Source organism: Cytobacillus sp. BC1816 (assembly GCF_051353635.1).
Taxonomy (GTDB): Bacteria; Bacillota; Bacilli; order Bacillales; family Cytobacillaceae; genus Cytobacillus; species Cytobacillus oceanisediminis_C.
Map to the genome: position 1 here is coordinate 3262931 of NZ_CP195611.1, position 22283 is coordinate 3285213.

The following is a 22283-nucleotide window of genomic DNA, read 5'->3' on the forward strand; positions in this document are numbered from 1 at the left end:
AAATAATTTTCTATTCTATGCAAATAAATTAAAGTCATCAGCGGGGAATGAAAGCCCCCACTGATGAATGCTTACCTTTATTTTGCAAGCTCGCGGATCGGGTTGAACCACTCATCTTCTACTTCAACCAGACGCTCATTTCCTGACTTTTTGCTGAATAATCCGGAAAATTCGGATTCCTCCGGAACGAAGATTTTTTCGTTACTTGCCACTTCATCGGAAGTCATGATTTCTCGCAGCTGTGTTTGGTCTTCTTCGCTCAAAGTACCGGAATTGATAACAAATGGTGCATTTAAAACAGGTGTTACTGAGATTAAGCTGAATTCTTTTCCGGCAACCGTGTTCAATGGCTCAGCAGCATCATCTTTCACTTTATACACTGCGCCTTGCTTGTTCGCTTCACCCACTGCCAGTTCTACATAATTGTTCACACATGTATCACAGAATGCCGCCACGTCCGCTTTGCCGCTTAATAGATTGACAGCAGAACCCTGGTGAGAGCCGCCGAATAATACTTCACTGAAGAACTTGTCCTCTCCGCCCTCAAGTAAATCCTCAGCTGTCAAACTCTTAAACTCTTCTTTCGTGCTGAAATAATCAGTAATGCCTGTAGATGGAACCTTGAATCCTGATGTGGAACTGTTCGAAACAAAGGAGAATCTCTTTCCTTGAATATTGTCTATGGCAAACTCCCCGCCATTTTTGTATTCATCCGCATTTTCCTTCTGAACAGCCAGCCAGCTGTAATATACAGCATCCTCCAGAGTGCCTGACTCGCCGCTTGGAACAACCAGCGGAAGGACCTTTTCATTTTTGTTATGGGCTTCTATGTATCCTTGTGCACCAAGGAACGCCATATCTGCATTGCCGTTTGCAATCGCTTCAATTGCCACAATATAATCAGTCGTTGTTTGATGTTCTACTGTCTTGCCTGTTTTCTCTTCTATTAATTTTCCAATTTCGTCACGGGCTTCGGTTAAATCAGCACCTGATTCGTTTGGAAGCCAAGCGATCGTCAGTGTATCGTCCTTTTCTGAGTTTGCAGTAAACGAACAGCCTGTAAATAACACTGTCATAGCCATAGAAAGCAGAAATAACGCCATTTTCTTCATGATTTTTCCCCTCTCTTATTTGGAAAAGTTTTTATAATACCATTGACCTAACTATAGCGAAAGAATGTTAATCTACTGATAAGGCACTATGAGAAATGGTTAAGCATTGGTAAAGAATTAATGAGATAATGTAAATACGCCATTCTGCATGTTGTATTCCCTGTCACATAAGTTGTTCATAAATTCGAGATCATGGAAGATTCCCAGCATCGACGTACCTTCATGCATTAATTGTTCTATTAAAATTTTTACCTTGATTTTAGATTCATAGTCCAGGCTTGCCGTCGGTTCATCCAAAAGAAGCAGCCTTGGCTTCTTGACCATCGCCCGGGCAATGTTGAGCCTGAGTTTTTCCCCGCCAGAAAAGATGGCAGGATAGCTGTCCCATAGCTCTGGATCCAGCTCGAAATGAGAAAGGATCTGCTCTGTCTCTTTCTCAGCATGAACCTGGTCCCGTCCCATTTCAACAATGGCCTGCTTTACAAGCTGTCTGGCAGTCGTTCTTGGCATAACAGTCAGAAATTGAGATACATAGCCTATTTCATGCTTGCGCAAATAAATCATTTGTCTATTTGTTGCCTCTGCAATATTGAGAGGACCGAACTTTTTGGAATTGTACCAAATGCTTCCTTGCTGAAGTCTGTATGTTCCAAAAATACATTTCAGGATTGTTGATTTTCCGCTCCCGCTTTTTCCAGTAATCCCAACAAAGTCTCCTTCCCCCAATCTGATATCAATGCCGCTCACTGCATGGATATTCTTCCGGAGATTATGAAGGGTAAATGATTTGGACAGTTCCCTGATTTCCAATAGATTTTCCACCGATCCACCTGCTTTCTCTCAAAGTAGTATTAAATTCTGTAATTCGTTTTTTGAATCAGCTTCCCATCAACGAATACGCCCGTGATTACCGGAAAATCGTCTGCCAATTTTTCAATGATCAAAAGGTCTGCTTTTTTTCCTTCCTCGATTGAACCGATTTCCTCATCCATGTTCACGGCTTTTGCCGGATTAATGGTGACAAGCCTGATCATGTCTGCCAGATCCATCCCATAATTTCTTACCAGTTCAAAAATGGCATGAAGCATGGCAGCCGGATAATAGTCGCTGCACAATATATCAATCGACTCATTCTGAATTGCATCTGCTGCACCCAGATTACCGCTATGGGAGCCTCCAAGCAGAACATTTGGTGCACCGGCCACTGTATACATGCCAAGCTCCTTCGCCTTGCAGGCTACCTCCTGGGTAATCGGGAATTCACTGATGTTCGTGCCAAAGCTTTTGACCAGCTCCAGTTTTTCGAAACTGTCATCATCATGTGAAGCAACCGCTATATTATGTGCCCGTGCGTGCTCTGCGATCTCCTTCATATCCTCAGCAGAAAGCTTTTCCTTCGTTTGGTGATTTCGGATTAAAACGTCTATAGCAGCATCGCTCATACTGTTATAGCTTTTAACCGTGTTCCGATAAATTTCCAGATGACGATATTGCCCTTGTCCGGGTGTATGGTCCATAAACGAAATCAGGTGCACCTTATCTTCGCTTATATAACTTTTGAGGTTTTCGATTTCATCCACATTATCAATTTCCATTCGTGCATGGAAGCGATGGCGAACAAGATGCTTCGTACTGTGCGTTTCATCTATCAGGTCAATGAGTTTTCTGACATTTTCCGGTTCCCGAATCGGCTTGTAGGCATATTCTGTTTCTTTAAATAGGGAAAGGGAGTGGAACATCGTTGTGATTCCATGGGATATGAGCTCCTTCTCTGCTTCCCTGAGACTTAAATGAAAGTTCATTAATGAGGTTGGCCTCGGTGCCGCCATATGCTCAATATAGTCGGAATGGATATCGATAAATCCAGGTGAGACATAGCCGCCCGCTGCATCGATCACTTCCATGGAATCTTCAAATTTCATTTCCCCCCTTGGAGCAATTCTGCTGATCTTATCATTCTCAATCAGAAGATCATAGCCTTGCAAAATAGTATCCTCTGTAATAAGTTTTCCGTTCGTAATGACGTACAATATGCTTCCCCCTAATTTGAAATGAAATATTTCCGAATAGCCTTAAAGAAGCGAATGAACCAAGCTTTGAGTAAATGGAGCTTGAGGATCTTCGAGTATTTGATCTGTCAGCCCCTGTTCAATGACCTGTCCCTCCAGCATGACCAATGTTCTGTCCGCAAGCATCCGGATAACGCCCAAATCATGCGAAACCAGCACAATACTAATATTCATCTCTCTCTGCAGGCTTTTAATTAAATCCAAAACACTTGCCTGTACAGATAGATCCAGTCCGGTCGTAACCTCATCCAAAAGGAGAATCGGAGGCTGATTAGAAAGTGCCTTGGCAATTTGCACACGCTGCTGCATTCCCCCGGAAAAATTCTTTGGAGCTTCTTTGCGGCGATGGACGGGAATATTCACCTTGCTGAGCAGCTCTGATCCCCTGTCTTCCATCATTCCCACATTCCTGCTGCCGGCTGCAATCAATTTTTCGGCAATATTTCCAATCGAAGAAAAGTCGATTCTTAATCCCGATAGAGGGTTTTGATAGACTTTCCCCATTAAGTGGTTGCGGATATACCGTTTTTGCTGGGAGGATTCCTCAAAAAGATTATTCAGCCCATTCTGGTAGGAAGAAATATACGCCTCACCTGAGGTCGTTTCCTGGTCAAAGTACAGGCATTGCATTAAGGTGGACTTGCCGCTTCCGCTTTCCCCTACAATTCCAAGCACTTCTCCAGGGTAGACATCAAATGACACATTCCTGCACGCATAGACCGTTCCGCACACACTGCAGTAATTTTTGATCAGGGTCAAAGGCTCAGGGTTTCTGCAATGATCGCAGCCGGGACCGAATTGCTTGTTTAAGTTTTTTATAGATAAGACCGGAACCTCAAATTCAGTCATTTAATTCACTCCTGCCTTTTCAGCTTTGTTTAATATTTCATAGCAATAGCTGGTATCATTGCATTGATAATACGCCTCTCCTGTTGCCTCATCGATCAGTTCGTCAAGGAACACTCCCTCAGAGCCGCACAATCTGCAGCATTTCCCATCAAAACTTTCCTTTTCAAACGGATAATCTTCAAAATCAAGGGAAACGATTCTCGTAAATGGCGGAACTGCATATATCTTCTTTTCGCGGCCTGCTCCCAATAATATGAGTGCTTCGTTTTCATCCATTTTCGGATTATCAAAGCGCGGGATCGGGCTTGGTGCCATTACATAGCGGCCGTGAACCATGACCGGATGATCTGCACCTGTTGTCATGCTTCCGTATTTCATGATTTGTTCAAAGAGCATGAGCCAGGCACCGCTGTATTCTTTTTCTGCATGAAGCTTTTTCGTTTCATGCTCACTGGATTCAAAATATCGGAGCGGTTCAGGAAGCGGTACCTGCAGTACAAGGATTTGTTCCTTTTTCAGCGGTACCTCCGGGATTCTGTGCCGTGATTGAATCATGGTCGCCTGAGAAGTATGTTCCGTTATTTGAACACCTGTTGTATCAGATACAAGCTTTTTAATACTGACTGCATTGACAGATTCATCTGAGCCCTGATCAATCACCTTCAATACATCTTCTCTCCCGATCAATGAGAGTGTCAGCTGCAGGCCTCCTGTCCCCCAGCCCCTTCCAATCGGCATTTCCCTTGAAGCAAATGGAACCTGATAACCCGGGATTGCAATCGCTTTTAATGTGGCTCTTCTAATTTCCCGCTTCGAACCTTCGTCAAAGAAAGCAAAGTTATAGGCGTTAATCATATGCCTGCACCTCCTCACGTTCGTCTGCTTTCGCTTTTGTCTTTCTCACACTGTCAAGCTTCGACTGGAACGTTACATAATGCGGCATTTTCAAATGTGATATGAAGCCAGTTGACTCGACAGAATCAATATGGAAGAGGACAAATTCCTCATTATGGCTTGGGAAGCTATTATCAGGATGCTCCAGACAATTATCCAGAATGCCCATAGCGATGGCTTTTGTCTCATTCTGTCCGAAACATAATCCGTATCCGATTTCAAACTCCAATTCCTTTTTCCCTTTCTCCTTTTCGGTCATAAAAGGCATAAGCATTTCCGCTTCTGTTGTTTTTATATCACCAATGTAATAGTCATCTTCATCGTTGCCCTCTTCATTCGGATGGCCCACGTATATTGGCAGGCTTCCAACTCTTAGCTCACCAACAGTCGGATGCAGAGCGCCATAGCCTCTGATAACCGCATATGCCAGTGAAGTAACAGCCCCTGTTTCTCCCCTTGTCAAAATTTGCAGGCGCTGGCTGCGGCTTGATGGAAAGTCAAGGCTTTCCCTCGTCACATCATCCGGCTCAGCATCATTGTTTTCAAGTGGAGGAATCAAGCCTTCTTTCCTCAAATAATCCAGCACCTTCGGTAATATAAGATCAGGCTCCTGCAGCAGTTCATCAAGTGGGTTATTGTCTGAAGCATAAGATGACAGCCATTCTTTTACCGTCTTTTCCGTTTCCTTCATCAGATTGAAATCCAGGAGCCGGTGAGTATAATCAGTTGTCGCCCCTAAAATCTGGCCGCCGGGAATATCCTTGAAGCTTGCTGAAATCCGGCGTTCAACCTTCATTTCCCCGGTTTCAATGATTTTCGAGCAGTACTTTCTCGGCAGGGTTGAGCGGTATGCGCGGAGCAGGAATACCGCCTCTTCCGGATTTCCTTCAGCCTGCTTGATCGCTAATGCAGCAAGCTTTTCATTATATAAGCTGCCTTCTGACATCACTTGATCGATTAACCCTCTCATCCCTGCTTCAATCTGTCCGGTTTCCAGCACTTGCTCCTTATGCAGCCTTTCATATTTCAATCGTTTAATCGACTCTTCAATGGCCAGTGTCCCGCCTTTTACCCCTACATAACCCATTCCTTCTCCACCTCCCTGCTTTCTGTTATTTGAGTCGTTCTTGGCAGTGATAATAGCTGATGATTTCGGTCCACGAATACCAGGTCCACCCCTGTTGGATACTCCCTATTTTTTTCATTGCGTTTTTCAATCCAATCCCCTGCCAGTTCTACATTGATTCCTGTTTTTGTTTGAATGCCGGGTCCACTTAATAGCAGGTTGTCACCTTCAGTAATCGCACCAGTTTCTGCTATAATCACTGCGGATTTATGCGGGTTTGCGAACGTGCCTGGATTCGCATTTTCAATGGCATGTTCCAGATACCCTGCCCCGGCATCCTTCAGGAGAAATAAATAATCTGCCTGATCCGCTTGCACCGCTTTTGCGAATGTTAATTGATTGATTTCTGCCTCAACTGCTTCAGCCTCACTGCCATACACTTTAAATGTAACCTCAGGATCAAGCAGCGTTAGCGCCAGCAGTAAGAGCGATCTGGAGCAGCCAGCAGCATTCCCCCCGTCAAGCAATGCAGCTTCCTTGCCCAGGTCTGATATCAGCCCTGGCCTTGATGTGGAATCGACTAATTTTCTATATACAGATTGCAGGTCATGAACAACATCTAATTTCAACGCCTGTTCCTCCTTCTATTAAACATCCATCGTCTCAAAGCTGACTTTTGTTCTCAAAATAGCTTCATTCTTTGCTTTTCTATTCTGTTCTATATAGTACTTTTCAATTTCGAGTATCCCGGCCCATGGTTTGGTTTCGGGAAGATCCCCGAGAAAGGCCGCATCAATCACGGCAAGATGATAAGCCAGATCTGGATGATCGCCTTTCACAATCCCTATGCCGATCTTTCCTTCCACCTTTGCCTTGCATTCTGTCACCAGCACTTCCCCTAAATAAAACAGGCTGTTCCTGGAAGTCTCCCTAACCTTTAACATCACAAGCCCATTTTCCGGTTCCTGTATAACAGAAACTGAATATTTTTGCTCAATTTCTTTCGCTAAAGATTTTGCCAATTCATGTGAACCTTCAATCAAAATTTCTGTTCGCTGTTTTCTTTTCACCTTTTGGCCTCCATCTGTTTTTGTTCTGCATCTTAAATCTATCTTGTTGCCAAGCTGGCGGATGTTAAAGAAGTGTAAATTATGTAAGAGTTTTATTAACTCAAAGCCAAATTAAATTAAATTAAATAGGTAAAGCAATCACTCCTATATTTGATTCTCGAGACTTCCAGTACTGTTCCCGTCTCTTTGTCCATACAAAGGGACTTCAGGAGCAAAAGCGGAATCAAATTCGAGCATTGCAGGATTTTCCGTTCAGATTCATTCGGGAAAACCACACTCAGCTGACTTTGGCCCGAAGTGAATTCTTTATAGCCTTGCGTTTTGTAATAATGAAAAATAGAGGTAATTCCCGGTCCATCCCTATCAATTTGCGGAAAGACTGATTTGGCTGCATAGGATGTATGCAAGGCAATCGGGCAGCCGTCCACGATTCTTAATCTGGAAATTCTGTATACTTCATCCTGCAGATTGACTTTTAACGAATGATAGATATCAGATTCATAGGTGATTTTTTCAAAGCAAACATTCTGCGACCTGAAGTCAAACCCAAGCTCATTCATCTTTTCACTAAAGCTGATATTTCCTGTTAAAATCAGCGGAATCTGCTGTTTCCTATTTTGGACATAACTGCCCCTTCCCTGCTTTGAAAAAATGAATCCCAGATCCTGCAATTGTTCATACGCTTTCCGTACAACCATCCTTGGAATCCTATATTGATCTGCAAGCTCATTCTCAGAAGGAAGTTTTTCATTTGGTTTGTACTTCCCTTCCTTTATTTGGGTAATCAGCTCGTCTACCAGCAACATTTTTTCACTCATACAGTCAGCCCCTTTCGGAATCCAGAAACAATTTAAGTCTAAAAAAAGAGTTTATATGGAGAGTTACGTGAATGTAATGTTTTTATAAAAAATGAAAATGACCCAATCTTTTTAGTGACTGGGTCTTGTAAGGCTATGGTTTAGCTCCCAAATTTCCTGATGAAAGCTTCCGTATCATTTAATTCTTCAAAATGGGCTTCCAGCTTTTCTCTTGGCCAATCCCACCAGGCAATCTCGAACAGCTTTACAGCTGTTTCTTCAGTGAATCTTCTTTTCAACGGTTTAGCGGGCACGCCCGCTGCAATTGTATAGGGTTCAACATCCTTTGTAACAACAGCCCCGGAGCCGATGACTGCCCCCGTGCCGATTTCAACACCCTTCATGATGATGGCACCGTGGCCAATCCAAACATCATGGCCTATTTTAACCCGGTTTGTACGGCGCCAATCAAAAAATTCATGATCATCCTGATTGCCGAAGCCATAGTCGACTTTCCGATAGGTCATATGATGCTGGGTCACCCGGTCCATCGGATGCTGAACGGGATTAATGCATGCATGAGAAGCAATGGAACAAAACTTACCGATTTCTGCATAGTTGACTGTTACATCATCCATCGTATAAGTGTAGTCGCCAAAATTTGATTCGATAATTTTATTTCTTTCCCCGATTGACGTCCATTCTCCCGCATAGCTGTCAATGATGAAGCTGGAATGATGTACAGCAGGTGAAACGGAGAGCTTTTCATCCTTTTTTGGTTTATAAATCATTGACATGTGCAAATCCCACTCCTCTTTATATGTGCTGCCTATAATCGCTGGCTTTTCAGTCTCTGCCTTCTTGCAGCTAATTCATGCACTCTCTCCACCCCCGGAGACATGCAGCCCAGCACAACCGGTTTCTCACCGTAAGTCCCATGAAAGTCGGAACCTCCAGTCATGGTCAATCCATATTGTATGGCCTGTTTCCTTGCCATTTCTTCATGCTGTTCATTATGAAGGGGATGCCAGACTTCTATCCCCTGCAGGCCGGCTTCAACCAGCTCAGGCACTTTTTCAAAATTTCCATATTGGCCAGGATGGGCAAGCACGGGCACACCGCCTGCTTCAAGAATTGCCTCAACAGCAAGCCTCGCATCCACATATTCCATCGGGATAAAAGCCACTCCTTTCGATTCTCCATTTTGACCGCGGCCAAATAATTTTTTGTATTGGGAACCATAAATAGAATCTGCATATCCAGTTTCAATAAGAGCTTCCATGATATGCTGCTTATAAACTCCGGTTCCACCCTCAGATAGCTCCAGACAGCGTTCCCATGTTATGCTGTAGCCTGCTGATATCAGCCTTTGAACCATTTCAAATGAAAGCTTATGCCTCCGCTCAATGATTGGCTGGCACAGCGTTTCTATTGCCTTATGCCCTGGTTCGATAAAATAGCCCAGAATGTGAACCCGGCGTGCCCTGTCAAAGTCAAAAGCAGAAATTTCAATACCGGGGATTACCTCCACTCCATACCTCTTTCCACGATCAATTGCTTCCTGCAGCCCTTTTGTCGTGTCATGGTTCGTAATGGCCAAGTGTGAAACCTCATTGGCAATGGCCAGATTCAATACCTCATCAATCGATAGCGGGCAATCAGATACATTCGTATGGCAATGCAGCTCTGCTTTCATTTTCATTCCTCCTATTCATAGCCTTTTTAATTAGAATAACTTGGTGCCAAGCCAGATAGGTTAATGGGATGTAAATTTCTGTTAAGAATTTGTAATTCCTATTATGGCTTTTTGTGGAACTGCCTTATTATAAGCCCGGCATTTAAGCAACTGGCCGATAGGTTGGAAAAGTGACCGATATAAGTCAAAAATTGACCAATATTTCAGGAAAGTGACTGATATATGCTATTACTGACCGATAAACTTCCGAAAGTGGCCGATATCCCCATTTGGAAGACAGTTTTTTCAAAATCTTCACGAAAAAGGGCCAACTCCAAAAAAGCCGGCCCATTTCTGTTTTGTTATTTAGTTTTGCTGCTGTCTTCCTGGTTCTCTGCCAGCAATTCTTTTGTTGAGCTTTTAAATTCCCTCAAAGTCGAGCCGAATGCCCGCCCAATTTCCGGCAGCTTCGATGGGCCGAAAATGATAAGTGCGATAACTAATACTAATATTAATCCAGGTATACCTATATTTTGCAGCATGTTCATCCCTCCTGCTGATTATTATTACTAATCGTCTTTATCAAACGGGATTTGCGGCAGCCATTGTTTTCGTCTTCCCTAAAGCTCTCAAAGGCTTCTTACATACATTCCCATAAGCATCCAGAGCATGCACCTCAATTTGATAGGCTGTATTTGCCTGTAATCCTTCAATTGTTAACGTTAAAGGGTTTGGCACAGGATCTTTATAGAATTCCGAGAAAGCAAGAAATTCCTTCACGACTTCCTCTGAATTTGCATGTCTTGCCACTACCTTGTAGTCATGAACCAGCAGGTCATCCTTGGCTTGTGTAAACATAATGGCCATGCCAGTGGCTGTTGTCATTTCATGATTAATGGAAAGCATCGCATCTTTGGTAAAAAAAGGCGCCTTGTTATCTCTGTCTTCTGTATAAGAAAATTTCCGCTTATTTGCGGGATAGTTTATTTCAAATGGCTCTCCTGTCCAATCATTATGATGAATATCGCGGCGCCTGATCAGTACCTTATTATTATGAACCTCTACAATTAATGCCTGATTCAGGACATCTGCCCCTTCAGGCACTTCCCCTTGAATTCTGCCTGCGTCCAGCCACAAATAGGCGCCAGTTGAGGTTCCAATTGAAGTAAAATCCTTCTGGTGAATGATTCTCGGGTCATCAAGAGGATAGTGTGTATGACCGGAAAATGAGATGACTTGCGGATATTCCTTTAAAGTGTTGTAAAAAAGGTCTCTATTTTGAGTAAAGCCCCATTCGCTCCCATAGACCGTCCCTTTAATCGGCTGATGGTGAAAGACAAAAATTGGCTTTTTCCAATCATCTTCATGCGCAATCTTCAGCTGCTCACCCAGCCAATTAATCTGTTCCGCGGAAAAGGTGCCCTCTGTCAATCCATCTTCTGTTCCCAGAATGATAAAATGGTAGCCTTTGATTACCTTGTGATAGCGGATAGATTCCATGCCTGTTTTTGCTAGGAATCGCTTTTGTGCATCTGCTGCTGATAAGCCATTCCAATAGTCATGATTCCCTATAGCAAACATGGAAACAGCACCTGGCTGTTTGTGGGCATTATAAGCTGACATAAACTTATCGAATTCGGATGCATATCCATAATCGGTTAAATCTCCTACAACCAAAAAAGCATCCTGCTTCGGAACAATCTTATTCAGCTGTTCTAAAGTATTTATAAACTTTTCAAGTGTTTTAGTGTTGCTGTTATGAATATGAATGTCACTAATAACCGGGAAAACTAAATCCGGTTTCTTGCCAGCGGAGTTCATAATCGAAGCAGAAGAGGCAGCACTTGCTGTAATTAAATTAAGAGAGTTAGCAAGAGATAATCCAATTGTTGCACTGGCAGCTAAGGTCGTTTTCTGCAAAAAAGCACGACGATCCATTTCTTTTTTAAATATATTTCCATCTCTTTGTCCAGTCCGATTATCCTTCATGATTTATAAACTCCTTCTCCTATTTTTCCAGACTACTCTTAACACAGTCCTCTATTAAAAGCTGAGGCCAGCTTTAGCCTATTTTTTCTCCAGCGGCAGCGGATCAATGCTCTGGTCGTTGGCTGTTAAATCAATACCGAAGTCTTTGGCAAAAACCATATGTGTATCTGCTAAAACACCTTCATGATTTTCATCTAAATTAAACACTCTCGCTCCCCGAAGTCTGTTTCTGTCGGGGCCTGAAAGACCGTAAGTGCCAAAGCCGGTATTGCCGGCATATCCGAGCAGAATTCCATAGTAGCTGCCGCAATATGTATTAATATGATCATGGCCGCAGAATACTCCTTTCACATCCCCTCTATCCAGCATGGCTGTAAACAAGCCGCTGTTGATCGGGCCGGGGCACTCATCTTCATTGCGCTCTCCATTGATCTGATGCCTGGCCACAGCCAAATCATGCCCGGCCTGTGTTCTGCCGTCCACACTGCCCCACCACATAAAACGGTGTTCCCATAGAGGAATATGAATGAATACAAGTGAAGGCACTTTATAGCCATATCGCTTTTCTATTGCTTTGGATCTTTCATAATACCAATTGACCTGATTAAATCGCAGCCAATCCCATGTTGGATAGCCCTTGAAATCCTGGCCGGCGATTGTTTGAGGGGCATATCTGCCGCTGTCTAAAAGCCAGAGATTAAATGCTGCCTTATTCCCTTTGGATTTTTTGATCAATAGATTCATATTTCCTGTTCCCGAAAGGCCTTCTTGTCCAGGGGTGTTCATATTATGCTTGTATTTCATATAGAACTTGAGCATACCGCTCTCATCCATGCCGCTCTTTGGAGTTGAGTCCTCATCATGATTTCCAAATGTAGCCGCCCAGCGGATTCCCCTTTTTTCCATTGGCTGGACGACATTATTCATGGCTTGCTTCATTTCTAATTCTGTATCACATCCGCCTGTTATATTGTCACCATTTAAAACAACAAAATCAGGCTTCTCTGAATCAAGCACCTTTTCCATCAGCTGTATAGTCCGTCTGTCGATCCTTTCATCATCCTGCGTATCATTAAATTGTACAATTTTAAATTTCCCATCTGAATTGAAGGAAAGCCTTGGCCCATCCAGCTTTTCACTTATCTCTTCAGCTTGAACCCTGCTTTCGAATAATTCTCCAGGCAAGCCTGCAGCTGCCATGGTTAAAGCTAATGTCCCTGCTCCTCCCGCTTTAATAAATGCCCTTCTGTCCATTCCTTTGCTTTCATTTTCTTTCTTCATCAGACTTACCTCCATGAATTGATAAAAAATTTCCCCTACGGTTAAAATCCTAGAGTAAATCTATTAACGAAGTATTAATATCAATAGATTGTTTAGTAAAGAAAATAAAGGCAAAAAGATAAACAAAAATATGATTTTCGATTATTCATCTAAGATTAATAGGAAGAAAGAAAGAAATTCGGGACTATCCTCTCTTTGTATTCTTTTGTTTTCATTTCTGTTTTAAAACTTTTATATAAATTAATATTTTTGACCTCAATTTTTAAAACTTCAGCCCTATAATATCCATAACATGAAAGCGGGGGTACCAATAATGAAAAAAGGGTTCGTTGCGGAAAGGCACAGGAGGATTATCAGGGAATTAGAAATAAAGAATAAAGTGAGTGTAGCGGATCTCTCCAGAAAATTAGGTGTAACGCCAGAAACAATCCGGAGTGACTTGAGACGGCTTGAGAAGGGAAACAAATTGCGAAGAATTCATGGAGGAGCGATATGCTATTTTGGCTTAGAGAAGGAGCAGCAATTCAATAAAAGGATTGGTATAAGCCTTCCCGTCAAAAAGAAAATTGGTGAAGCTGCTGCAGGCTTTATTTCCGATGGAGAAACAATCGTTTTGGATGTCGGCTCCACAACACTTCATATTGCCGGTTCGATAGAAAATGTTGAGAATGTAACGATCGTAACCAATTCCCTGGCTGCCGCAGAAATATTAAATACAAGAATGGAAAATAAACTGTTTAATGGCAGGGTCATTCTGATTGGCGGGACCTTGAACCCCCTGCAGCGCTCAACCTCAGGTTCACTAACTAATCAGATGCTGGAACACTTTTATTTTGACAAGGCCTTTATCTCATGTGGAGGAATGAACCGCGACGGAATATGCGATTATACTATTGATGAAGCAGCTGCCTCTTCGATCATGATAAACAGATCTAAACAGGTTTATGTGGCAGCCGATTCCTCAAAACTGAATCAAAGGGCATTTTTCCATATAAGCCCTTTTTCGGCTATTGATTTTGTCATTACTGATGCGGATTTGCCGCAGAATTGGCCTGAGGAGGAAATCAAGTTCAATGGGCTAAAATGGGTGAAAGTCTATACATAAAATTAAACGGAACTCTCGGGCCGCTGTTAGAAGGAGTGACTGAGAGTTCTCTTAAAAGAGGCCAATGAAAGCAAATGTAAAAATGGCATTTAGAAGGATGATACTGACCAAAGACATCATTTTTGTAAAGCGAATGGCCCTTCCGATATCTCGGGCTCTTCCTTATACATCCACCGCTTTCCCTACAGCAGGCTTTCTTCCGGATCAAAACAACTCCAGATCAGACCCCGTATACAGGAATAAATAAGATAAACATCAATATGAAATCTGTCATCATCTCAGCCCCTTCGCTTTCATTTTACCTTTTAGCTGCCTTTTGGTTTCATCTCTATCCGGATTGTTTATTTCCTTCTAAAACGGAAACATTAAAAACATACGGAAAAAGGGAGGCAAATGATATGAGCGAAAAAACTCCACAGGATGTAAACCGCATTCAGGAAGAAGCACAAAAACAGGATCGTGAAGCGAAGAAAGCACAGGAAATTGTGGAAGATGCCATTTCCAAAATGACTCCGCAGCGGCAGTATGAAAAAGAGAAGGAACAGAATAAACGATAAAATGGAAAAGCCTTATTCCTGCCCGAAATGCAGTGATAAGGCTTCCATCCTTATTGAATTTTTATGTACACACCTTCCTTAGCTTTTTCATATGCTTTTTGTCCACTGTTTTTAACATCATCTGACAGGCTGGATGCTCTGATGAGCTTGCTGTTAATCATAACGGAAGGATCAATCAATCTGATTTTCCCTTTGAAATGAATATCGTAGTCTAACTTGTTTTCTTCTGCCCTGACGTTATGTTCCATTTTTTCAAGTGGACGCCTTACTTCCTGATCCCCTGATTCCCACATTTTCATTAATACCTCTTCATCTTTGCCAAGGAGATCACCCAAATGAATAATTTCTTTTTCCAGAGATCTTTTTAGGGCCTTTGCAAGAGAGTCATTTGCAAAAATATTTAAGGGTTCCATGAAGAAATCAATAACTTCTTTATAGTAAGTTTTTACGAACCACTCAGCTGCCTGCAGGTCAGAAATATATATCTGACCGTCAACAACGATCAAATGGTTCAGAAATCTGTGTGCCTCACCTAAAGAAATATGGCCATATCGGTACATATCCCGTAACGTGTAGTCCAGCCGGTCTGCACAAAGTTCGGGTGCAGGCTGTTCTAATAATGTCCATTGTGAATCTTCAAAAAGGATCCTTTCATAATCAAGATGATGGCTTTTCAAAATGGCCGGGATCTCAGATTCAAGGACAACACGTTCAAAAATATGTTCATGATAATCTTCTGCTTCATTTTCCAAAACCCCATCAACCACATGGGAAAAGGCAGTATGAGAAACATCATGAAGCAAACCGGCAATCTGCTCTTCCACAGATCCGCCCAGTTTCCTTATTAACAGCATCACGCCTAATGAATGTTCATACCTTGTTACATTCCATTTTTCATTGACAAGATAGCCTGCTCCGCCCTGGTGTACACCCATTAACCTTTGCACCGGCCTGCTGCTGATTAATTCTTCCAGCACGTGTTCAAGCTTGTATTCTCCATATAGCTCATCTTTAATCAGCATAAATCCTCCTGCTTTGATAAACGTGTACCTATATTATATATGTTTTAAAGAAAAAAGCCTTAATCCCTGCAGGAATAAGGCTTTCATTTTCCCCGGACCCTTTTTTGTTCGGCTGCCTGCATGTAATGCATCGGTAAATAGGTAATAAAAAAGACAATCAGCGCAGCAGCTTCAAGTGCTGCATAGTACCAGACACCGTTCCCGAAAAACGACAGTAGCGTTTTAGTTTCTGTCGGGCTGGCCAAATAAAAGAAATTAGTACCAAGCAGCTTATTTAAAAAGAAGACTGGCACCGCAATTACGTTGAGTGTTAAAAAGACTGTCAGCACTGCTTTTTTAGGCACCCTGTATCCTTCAAACAGAATAAAATATAATACGGCAAGCGGAATGGCTGAATGATGAAGAAAGTATTTGATGTAGCGGTAATGAGGAAATTGGTAAACCATATCAGGTGTCACCATGCTTAAAATGGGAGGTATTGTTCCAATAAAATAAAGCAGCCAAAAAGCCTTTTCAGCAGGCTTTAAAAACAAGTAAAGAGCAATGAAAGTGCTCAAAGAGCAAAGCTGGAGCGGCAGATCTGCCACATCCCACTGATTTGTCAGAATCAGCCATATATGATGCGTCACTTCACAAGCCAGCAGTGCACCAAACAGCGACCATTTATAATTTTATGATAGGCCCTTAGCGCCTGCCTGTAATATACAAGCCACCAGGCGGTAAAAAAGAAAAGAAACAGTGTAACCAGGTGCATAACCGAAAACATTTCAAACCCCTGCATACCCGTTACCGAAAACATGATGTCATCACCCCTCAATAGGCATTGAAGTGCTGTTTGATTCATTGTATTCACAGTGAGGAAAATTAACACGGTTAATATGCGGAAAAACCGGATTTTATGCCCGCCAATAAGGAAAATTATGTTAATCTTTTAGTAAAAGGGTAAGGGGATTGTAATGAATTTTAAGTCTCCTCTTTTGTTCATTAACGTCGTTGCTTTACTTGGTTTCCTTTGGATAACCGGCTTCTTCGGAATCTGGATACATGGAATAAAGGCTGTTTCGGAAGATGCTGGGGATATTTTTACTCAAGCCTATCCTGTTGAAGGTAATTACACTGTAAAAATAAGTTTAAGCAATTTGGAAAAAAATGAGGGAAAGGTTCTTTATGAGGAAGAAAACAATAAGATTTACGTTTCAGAGGTATTTATCGACACAAATTCAAATTATCAGGTGGTTTTTCGCTCCAGCGGTAACTATAATTTCAGTGGGGCAACCTTGGTTTCCGGAATTGAACACGCCAGACAAAATAATGGATATACAGATATCCTGCAGGCAAAAGCTACTGCAGCTTATCAGGGAAGAACATTTGAATTATTTCCTGCGGGCTCAGCTCCATTAAAATACAAGGATGGGGATGAATTCAGTTTCTATTTATATGCTTCAGATGTTGATCCCGAAAATGAAGAGGCTGTTGAGATTACTCTTTCAAACCTTTATATCAATTTTTGGGCAAGAAAACCCAATCTGTAAAATCAAAAAAATAGCAGAGTAAATTCATTTCGAATTACTCTGCTATTTTTCTTTCCTCACCCATGCAGTTCTTCAAAAGCCTGATACACATTGGCTTTTACCTGAATGCCATTAAGCTTTATGCCGAGCGAGACAATCGTCTGGGCCACTTCTGGACGGATTCCGGTAATAATCGTTTTTACCCCAATCAGTGCGAGTGCTTCAATTACTTTAAACAGCTGATCTGCCACCATCGTATCAACAATCATCACGCCTGAAATGTCTAAAATTAAATGCGACAGCTTCAGGTTCGCAGACTGCTTTAACGTTTCTTCCATCAGAAGCCGCGCTCTCTCTGTATCAATGTTGCCAATTAGCGGCAGGATGCCAACTCCTTTTGAAAGCGGGACAACCGGGACTGATAACTCAAGAAAAGCCTGCTTTGCATTTTCGAGTGTTACCTGATGGTATTTAACATAAGACATGCTGAAACAATGGATGGAATGATCCAGCAGGGGATCTATCAAATAGATTACCTTAAAAACCTCTGATGCTGGCATCTCAAGCTCCATCATAGATTCCTCTAAAGATTTCCAGATATGTTTCCTATAAAAACCCGCATCCTTTAACGCTTCATCCAAGGGGATTCCAAGCTTAAAGAAATACTCTCCTGTCTCCTTGCACCATTTCTCAATCTTTTGCATCATTTTATCTTTATTATCATGGTTCAGCAATGCTTCACCGAACAATCCAATAAACTCAGCACGAATATGAATAATCTGCGCTTCCATTTTGTCAGCCTGCATTCTCTCGATTTCCGTCATCCCAACATCGCTCATTCGATCCTTATGCAGTTTTTCTGCTATCATATCTTTCTCTCTTAAAATCTTTTCCCCTAAAAGACGCATCTGATTACTCATGTTCTCCCCCTATAGTACTTTGATTTAATCTATTAAGAATGGGTCCGATTCATCCTAAACATATCTCTTTACCCGGGCATGTTTTTGAATAAACATCTGAATTTAAAATTATTGGAGTTAAGTGAGGAAGAGTGGTGATTAACTGTGAATTTTCTTTGGTTCGCGGCCTTATCGTCGTTATTCATTTCGATTAACTACCATTTTAGCTGAGCATTCCGTTTTTTCGTCGTTATTCGCTCTGTTTAACTACCAGTTTCGCTGGGCATTCCGCTTTTTCGTCGTTATTCACTCTGTTTAACTACCAGTTTCGCTGGGCATTTCGCTTTTTCGTCGTTATTCGCTCTGTTTAACTACCAGTTTCGCTGAGCATTCCGCTTTTTCGTCGTTATTAGCTCTGTTTAACTACCAGTTTCGCTGAGCATTTCGCTTTTTCGTCGTTATTCGCTCTGTTTAACTACCAGTTTCGCTGAGCATTTCGCTTTTTCGTCGTTATTTGCTCTGATTAACTACCAGTTTCGCTGAGCATTTCGCTTTTTCGTCGTTATTCGCTCTGTTTAACTACCAGTTTCGTTGAGGACTCCGCTTTTTCGGTGTTATTCGCTCTGATTAACTACCATTCTTGCTGAGCTTTCCGATTATCGTCGTTATTCATCCTGTTTAACTACCAGTTTCGTTGAGCACTCCGCTTTTTTCGTCGTTATTCGCTCTGATTTTTTACCACTTTTCCTGATCTATGGATTATTCGTCGTTATCGCTGTGTCCCTGGCTGCGATTTCCCAGCCCACTCCTATTTCTCGTCGCTATCCCCCGCAAAACCCACAACGCCACATGCCGTCACCACCTCTGTCCGCCCATTTTCACAATGGACACTCACCTGCCTTATCCCATTTTGAATATAGTGTAGGAGTCAGAAGGGGGTGACTAAGATCAACAGTCTATATACTGCGAACTCCTCCGGTATGCATAGTTTAGAAGATTGGCAGCAGCTTGCTATTGATAGATTTCAGACAAAGATGACGGATAAAGAAAGGCCTTTTCCCTGCATACCTGCAACTATCGGGTTTGCCAATAACCAGCTCCGTTATGGGTTTGCAGATGACCCAAGGGATCCGGCCGCCATTCAGCAAACCGCAGCCATACTAAAGGAATTCTCTGTACATTCAAGAGAGTTCGGAAGCTACACTTCGCTGATCATTTTTTACAAAACAATGGATAAATTGAGTGTGGAGGAATATGAACAGCTCTTTTGGGAACAGCTCACAGGGTTAGCTGGGATGGATAATGCTGAGTGGCCAAACGAAATCCCAATTGACCCGCATGATCCACTTTGGGAGTTTTGCTTTCACGGAGAAAAGTACTTTGTCTATTGTGCCACCCCTGCGCATAAAAATCGGCAGAGCCGGCATTTTGATACGATGATGCTCGCCATCACACCGAGGTGGGTACTGCAAGAGTTTATGAAAAAAGGACGCTTAGCATCACGAATTAAAAGTCAGGTCCGCAAACGGCTTCAAAAATATGACAGCATTACGATACACCCGGATTTGAACAGTTATGGAGCCGATGACAACTTCGAATGGAAACAATATTTTCTGCGGGATGATGACACCACGATCTCTAAATGCCCCTTTCATCGTTTGCTGGAAACCTTCAAGAATAAATAAGGAGGACAGAAGCCGCTTCTGTTCTCTATTTGTTTTTTCTATTGATATAAAGAGTGCCATCCTGCTGGACTTGTGCAAAAAATACATCTTCGGATGAGTGAATCTTCGCTTTTTGCAGTTCCCTGTCAAGCCAGTTGTTGTCTAATTTTAATTTAGAAAGATTTTTTGAATTGACCTTTCCATCTGCTATGACTTCTGTAGGTAAAGGAATGAGATCTTTTATTGAACTCATAATATTTAAATCATTTTTGGTAACAGGCTGTTGACTTTCCTTTTTCAAAACGGACAGCTCTCCGTTTGTTTCCAGGATCGCGTAATCGACATCGTTAAGGGAAAATATGTCCTTTTGCCTTAATAACGCCTGCAGTTCATCCAGATCCACCCTCGATATTTTGAGCGCCCTTTCCATTATCCTGCCAGCTTTTATGACTATTAATGGCTCACCTGTTGTGACTGTCCTCCCCTGTTTCGACTTAAGGTCAATCATGTCCATAAGGATTGTAAAAAGTGTCCAGACAATCAGTGCAATTACTCCATCTTTAATGCGGGTACTCTCATTCACAGCAAGATTTCCGGCGATAGACCCGATTCCAATGGCTGTAGCCCAGTTGAAAAAGGTCATTTGCCCAATTTCCTTGCGTCCCATCAGTCTGGCTAATAAGAAAAGTACTAGAAATGAGATAGTTACACGAAGGATCGTCTCGTTTACCGTCATAAAAATTCACCCCACACATTATGGGCCTGCGCCTTCAGAACAGCTGCCAGAGCCCTTTAAATCAATTCCCCTATCACTTCATCGGCTGTCACAATCACTGCAAACTCTTTATGCAAAGCAGCCAGCTCCAATTCTTGTACCGTTTCCGCGGGATGGACTGTCCCCAGATGATCGGTGATTTCAAAAGCGGCAATCGCATCCGACACCAAATAGGTAACAAAGCCAAGATTTCCGCTCATTCTGGCTGTAGTTGAAACACAATGCTGTGTTGACAGGCCGGTGATGACAACAGACTTGATCCCCCTCTGCCGAAGATGGATCTCAAGCTCCGTGCCTATGAATGCACTGTTCACATTCTTTGTAAAAACCTTTTCCCCTGCTTTAGGAGCCAATAGGTCTTTAAATTGAATTCCCTGCTCATTTTTATGAAAAAGAGGTGATTGCGGGTCCAGAGACAAGTGCTTTGAAAAGCAAATGGGCCACTGCCGTTTCCTCCATTCTGTCAGCAGGCGGAACGCATTGTTTTCAGCCTGGGGATTGTTTCGCTTCCCCCAATACGGATCATCAAAGCCTTTTTGCATATCTAATACCATTAATGCTGGTGCATTAGCAAATTGAATCATCTCATGTCCTCCAAAAAGGATATTTATTTATTTTACTCTGGCGACTGCGTTTGCAAGATGCTCCCAGAGGATCGCTTCAACCTGTTTCCCTTCTTCTTCCTGGCAGCCAATAATAAGAATAACCTCTGACTTTGCTCCTTTTAACAGCCGCTTATTTCTAGTCCTTAGCTTTAAAAGGATGAAATCAATCGCAAAGCCAAGCAGAAATCCGGCCGCAGCCCCAATCATGCCCCAATAAATTGGCCCCCATTCCAATATAAATCCTCTGCTGGCTCCAACAACCGAGAACATTACCGCCAGTACCATCCCTTTATTTATAAGTGATACTCCATCTGACTGGTGAATCGAGTCTATCATCCTTGGTTCTTCCGTCCGATTATCCAGCGGGACCGAGTATATGTCGGTTATTCCCTGCTGTTCCAGCTTCCTGATTGCAAGTTCAAGATAGGGTGAATGGTCAAATGTTGCAAATACCTGCATTTACTTCACCTTCATGCCTTTCTTTAAATGGAATGAATTCGATTGGTAATACTTTCTCAAAAACTTCTTCTGCTCGGTATCGTATAATTTATTGTTTTCAACAACATTCATATAGGTATCATAAATTGTAAAAAAATAAAATGAAGGCAGATAAAGCAGCCACTGTGCATTTAACACTTGAGATGATTTTTTAAGATCCCCTATCAGCAGGTAATGGAATGCTTCAATAAAATGAGAAAAATGCACAAGTACAACCGTCATAACCAATGTAAAAAAAGCGCTGAAAATTCTGTGGATGTACAATTGGCCAACGCTTGGGATGGTCATTGACCAAAGAACAGCGGATATTGGGTCTCTCTTATCCAGGTAATTGATTTCAAATGGTTTTATCACTAATCGCTCAATTGCCTTAGCGTCTTTTTCGTTCAGCAGAAAAATTTTATTCATGTCTACAGTCGTCCGGTAACTATCCCAGATGGCGAAAATATATACAGGAATATACAGGTGCATGTATCTGATATCTATTACCTCTTTTGCTTTTTGAATATCCCCTATGAAGCTATAAACCATTGCTGAATTCAAATGGATCATTTGGTTTATAAATAATTCCCAAATAACCAGGGAAAACCCCCTCAAAAATTTGTTTAATAGCAGATGTCCATAACCTGGAAACACCACTGACCACATTGCGATAATATATGGATTCCGCAAATGGATTTGTGTTGTACCAAAAATACTTAAATGGGAAAGCTTTGAAGCCTCTTTCTGGTTCCTGAATATAAGAGCCATAATTCTCCTCCCAAGACAGCGAAAATCATTATGGCTATTTTCTGCAAAAAGATTTTTTTCATACTTTATCCAGTATGCTAGTTCAATGCAAAATC

25 protein-coding genes are annotated in these 22283 nt (G+C 42.1%); 4 read left to right on the forward strand and 21 right to left on the reverse strand.

What is annotated here, in order from left to right; translation table 11 throughout:
- Nucleotides 1-77: 77 nt before the first annotated feature.
- From phnD to ACR42H_RS16555, 14 genes are all read right to left on the reverse strand, one after another.
- Nucleotides 78-1112 carry a phosphate/phosphite/phosphonate ABC transporter substrate-binding protein gene (phnD, locus tag ACR42H_RS16490; protein WP_436371955.1) on the reverse strand — a complete coding sequence of 345 codons (1035 nt, stop codon included), beginning with the start codon at nucleotides 1110-1112 and terminating at the stop codon, nucleotides 78-80.
- A gap of 117 nt (nucleotides 1113-1229) precedes the next feature.
- Entirely contained in the window at nucleotides 1230-1934 is a 705-nt protein-coding gene (locus ACR42H_RS16495) for a phosphonate C-P lyase system protein PhnL (protein ID WP_436371957.1), read from the reverse strand.
- Nucleotides 1935-1963: 29 nt separating this feature from the next.
- The gene (gene phnM, locus ACR42H_RS16500) at nucleotides 1964-3142 is read right to left on the reverse strand and encodes a phosphonate metabolism protein PhnM (protein WP_436371959.1); all 1179 of its coding nucleotides are present in this window, start codon (nucleotides 3140-3142) and stop codon (nucleotides 1964-1966) included.
- 42 nt (nucleotides 3143-3184) lie between these two features.
- Nucleotides 3185-4030, reverse strand: coding sequence for an ATP-binding cassette domain-containing protein (locus ACR42H_RS16505; RefSeq protein WP_436371961.1), 846 nt, complete (start codon nucleotides 4028-4030; stop codon nucleotides 3185-3187).
- A complete protein-coding gene (locus ACR42H_RS16510; protein WP_436371963.1) occupies nucleotides 4031-4885 on the reverse strand; it encodes an alpha-D-ribose 1-methylphosphonate 5-phosphate C-P-lyase PhnJ in 855 nt (284 codons plus the stop codon). It lies immediately after the preceding gene.
- Entirely contained in the window at nucleotides 4878-6011 is a 1134-nt protein-coding gene (locus ACR42H_RS16515) for a carbon-phosphorus lyase complex subunit PhnI (protein ID WP_436371965.1), read from the reverse strand. The genes ACR42H_RS16510 and ACR42H_RS16515 overlap by 8 nt, the downstream gene beginning before the upstream one ends.
- Nucleotides 5999-6619, reverse strand: coding sequence for a phosphonate C-P lyase system protein PhnH (gene phnH, locus ACR42H_RS16520; RefSeq protein WP_436371967.1), 621 nt, complete (start codon nucleotides 6617-6619; stop codon nucleotides 5999-6001). The genes ACR42H_RS16515 and phnH overlap by 13 nt, the downstream gene beginning before the upstream one ends.
- A gap of 18 nt (nucleotides 6620-6637) precedes the next feature.
- Nucleotides 6638-7060 (reverse strand): phosphonate C-P lyase system protein PhnG, encoded by a 423-nt coding sequence (phnG, locus tag ACR42H_RS16525; RefSeq protein WP_113881554.1) that lies wholly within the window; start codon nucleotides 7058-7060, stop codon nucleotides 6638-6640.
- A 116-nt stretch (nucleotides 7061-7176) separates the two neighbouring features.
- Nucleotides 7177-7878 carry a GntR family transcriptional regulator gene (locus ACR42H_RS16530; protein WP_436371969.1) on the reverse strand — a complete coding sequence of 234 codons (702 nt, stop codon included), beginning with the start codon at nucleotides 7876-7878 and terminating at the stop codon, nucleotides 7177-7179.
- 140 nt (nucleotides 7879-8018) lie between these two features.
- Entirely contained in the window at nucleotides 8019-8654 is a 636-nt protein-coding gene (locus tag ACR42H_RS16535; protein WP_436371971.1) for a DapH/DapD/GlmU-related protein, read from the reverse strand.
- Between the two features lie 32 nt (nucleotides 8655-8686).
- Nucleotides 8687-9553, reverse strand: coding sequence for a PHP domain-containing protein (locus ACR42H_RS16540; protein WP_436371973.1), 867 nt, complete (start codon nucleotides 9551-9553; stop codon nucleotides 8687-8689).
- 341 nt (nucleotides 9554-9894) lie between these two features.
- Nucleotides 9895-10074: a twin-arginine translocase TatA/TatE family subunit gene (locus ACR42H_RS16545; RefSeq protein WP_113881550.1), complete on the reverse strand. Its 180-nt coding sequence runs from the start codon at nucleotides 10072-10074 to the stop codon at nucleotides 9895-9897.
- A 40-nt stretch (nucleotides 10075-10114) separates the two neighbouring features.
- Nucleotides 10115-11521, reverse strand: a complete 1407-nt coding sequence (locus ACR42H_RS16550) for a metallophosphoesterase (RefSeq protein WP_436371975.1) — start codon at nucleotides 11519-11521, stop codon at nucleotides 10115-10117.
- Nucleotides 11522-11599: 78 nt separating this feature from the next.
- On the reverse strand, nucleotides 11600-12802 hold the full coding sequence (locus ACR42H_RS16555; RefSeq protein ID WP_436371977.1) for a metallophosphoesterase family protein: 1203 nt from the start codon (nucleotides 12800-12802) through the stop codon (nucleotides 11600-11602).
- Between the two features lie 313 nt (nucleotides 12803-13115).
- Between ACR42H_RS16555 and ACR42H_RS16560 the strand changes: the two genes are divergently transcribed.
- Nucleotides 13116-13907: a DeoR/GlpR family DNA-binding transcription regulator gene (locus tag ACR42H_RS16560; protein WP_436371979.1), complete on the forward strand. Its 792-nt coding sequence runs from the start codon at nucleotides 13116-13118 to the stop codon at nucleotides 13905-13907.
- Nucleotides 13908-14305: 398 nt separating this feature from the next.
- Nucleotides 14306-14464 carry a DUF1682 domain-containing protein gene (locus ACR42H_RS16565; protein ID WP_166672456.1) on the forward strand — a complete coding sequence of 53 codons (159 nt, stop codon included), beginning with the start codon at nucleotides 14306-14308 and terminating at the stop codon, nucleotides 14462-14464.
- Between the two features lie 50 nt (nucleotides 14465-14514).
- Here ACR42H_RS16565 and ACR42H_RS16570 read toward each other — a convergent pair whose 3' ends face one another.
- Together ACR42H_RS16570 and ACR42H_RS16575 are read right to left on the reverse strand one after the other, a co-directional pair.
- Entirely contained in the window at nucleotides 14515-15486 is a 972-nt protein-coding gene (locus ACR42H_RS16570; RefSeq protein ID WP_436371981.1) for an HD domain-containing protein, read from the reverse strand.
- A gap of 83 nt (nucleotides 15487-15569) precedes the next feature.
- Nucleotides 15570-16115, reverse strand: a complete 546-nt coding sequence (locus ACR42H_RS16575) for a TMEM164-related integral membrane acyltransferase (RefSeq protein WP_436371983.1) — start codon at nucleotides 16113-16115, stop codon at nucleotides 15570-15572.
- Nucleotides 16116-16442: 327 nt separating this feature from the next.
- Here ACR42H_RS16575 and ACR42H_RS16580 point away from each other — a divergent pair, with 327 nt between their 5' ends.
- A complete protein-coding gene (locus ACR42H_RS16580; RefSeq protein ID WP_436371985.1) occupies nucleotides 16443-17018 on the forward strand; it encodes a hypothetical protein in 576 nt (191 codons plus the stop codon).
- A 56-nt stretch (nucleotides 17019-17074) separates the two neighbouring features.
- Here ACR42H_RS16580 and ACR42H_RS16585 read toward each other — a convergent pair whose 3' ends face one another.
- Nucleotides 17075-17917: an STAS domain-containing protein gene (locus tag ACR42H_RS16585; protein ID WP_436371987.1), complete on the reverse strand. Its 843-nt coding sequence runs from the start codon at nucleotides 17915-17917 to the stop codon at nucleotides 17075-17077.
- Nucleotides 17918-18843: 926 nt separating this feature from the next.
- Here ACR42H_RS16585 and ACR42H_RS16590 point away from each other — a divergent pair.
- On the forward strand, nucleotides 18844-19581 hold the full coding sequence (locus tag ACR42H_RS16590; RefSeq protein WP_436376976.1) for a YqcI/YcgG family protein: 738 nt from the start codon (nucleotides 18844-18846) through the stop codon (nucleotides 19579-19581).
- 25 nt (nucleotides 19582-19606) lie between these two features.
- Here ACR42H_RS16590 and ACR42H_RS16595 read toward each other — a convergent pair whose 3' ends face one another.
- Genes ACR42H_RS16595 through ACR42H_RS16610 form a run of 4 tightly spaced genes read right to left on the reverse strand, consistent with a single transcriptional unit; the run spans nucleotide 19607 to nucleotide 22188 of the window.
- Nucleotides 19607-20296 (reverse strand): YetF domain-containing protein, encoded by a 690-nt coding sequence (locus ACR42H_RS16595; RefSeq protein ID WP_436371989.1) that lies wholly within the window; start codon nucleotides 20294-20296, stop codon nucleotides 19607-19609.
- Nucleotides 20297-20352: 56 nt separating this feature from the next.
- Nucleotides 20353-20919, reverse strand: coding sequence for a cysteine hydrolase family protein (locus ACR42H_RS16600; RefSeq protein ID WP_436371991.1), 567 nt, complete (start codon nucleotides 20917-20919; stop codon nucleotides 20353-20355).
- A gap of 27 nt (nucleotides 20920-20946) precedes the next feature.
- Nucleotides 20947-21399, reverse strand: coding sequence for a hypothetical protein (locus ACR42H_RS16605; RefSeq protein ID WP_113881539.1), 453 nt, complete (start codon nucleotides 21397-21399; stop codon nucleotides 20947-20949).
- Nucleotides 21400-22188, reverse strand: a complete 789-nt coding sequence (locus ACR42H_RS16610) for a hypothetical protein (RefSeq protein WP_436371993.1) — start codon at nucleotides 22186-22188, stop codon at nucleotides 21400-21402.
- Nucleotides 22189-22283: the final 95 nt, after the last annotated feature.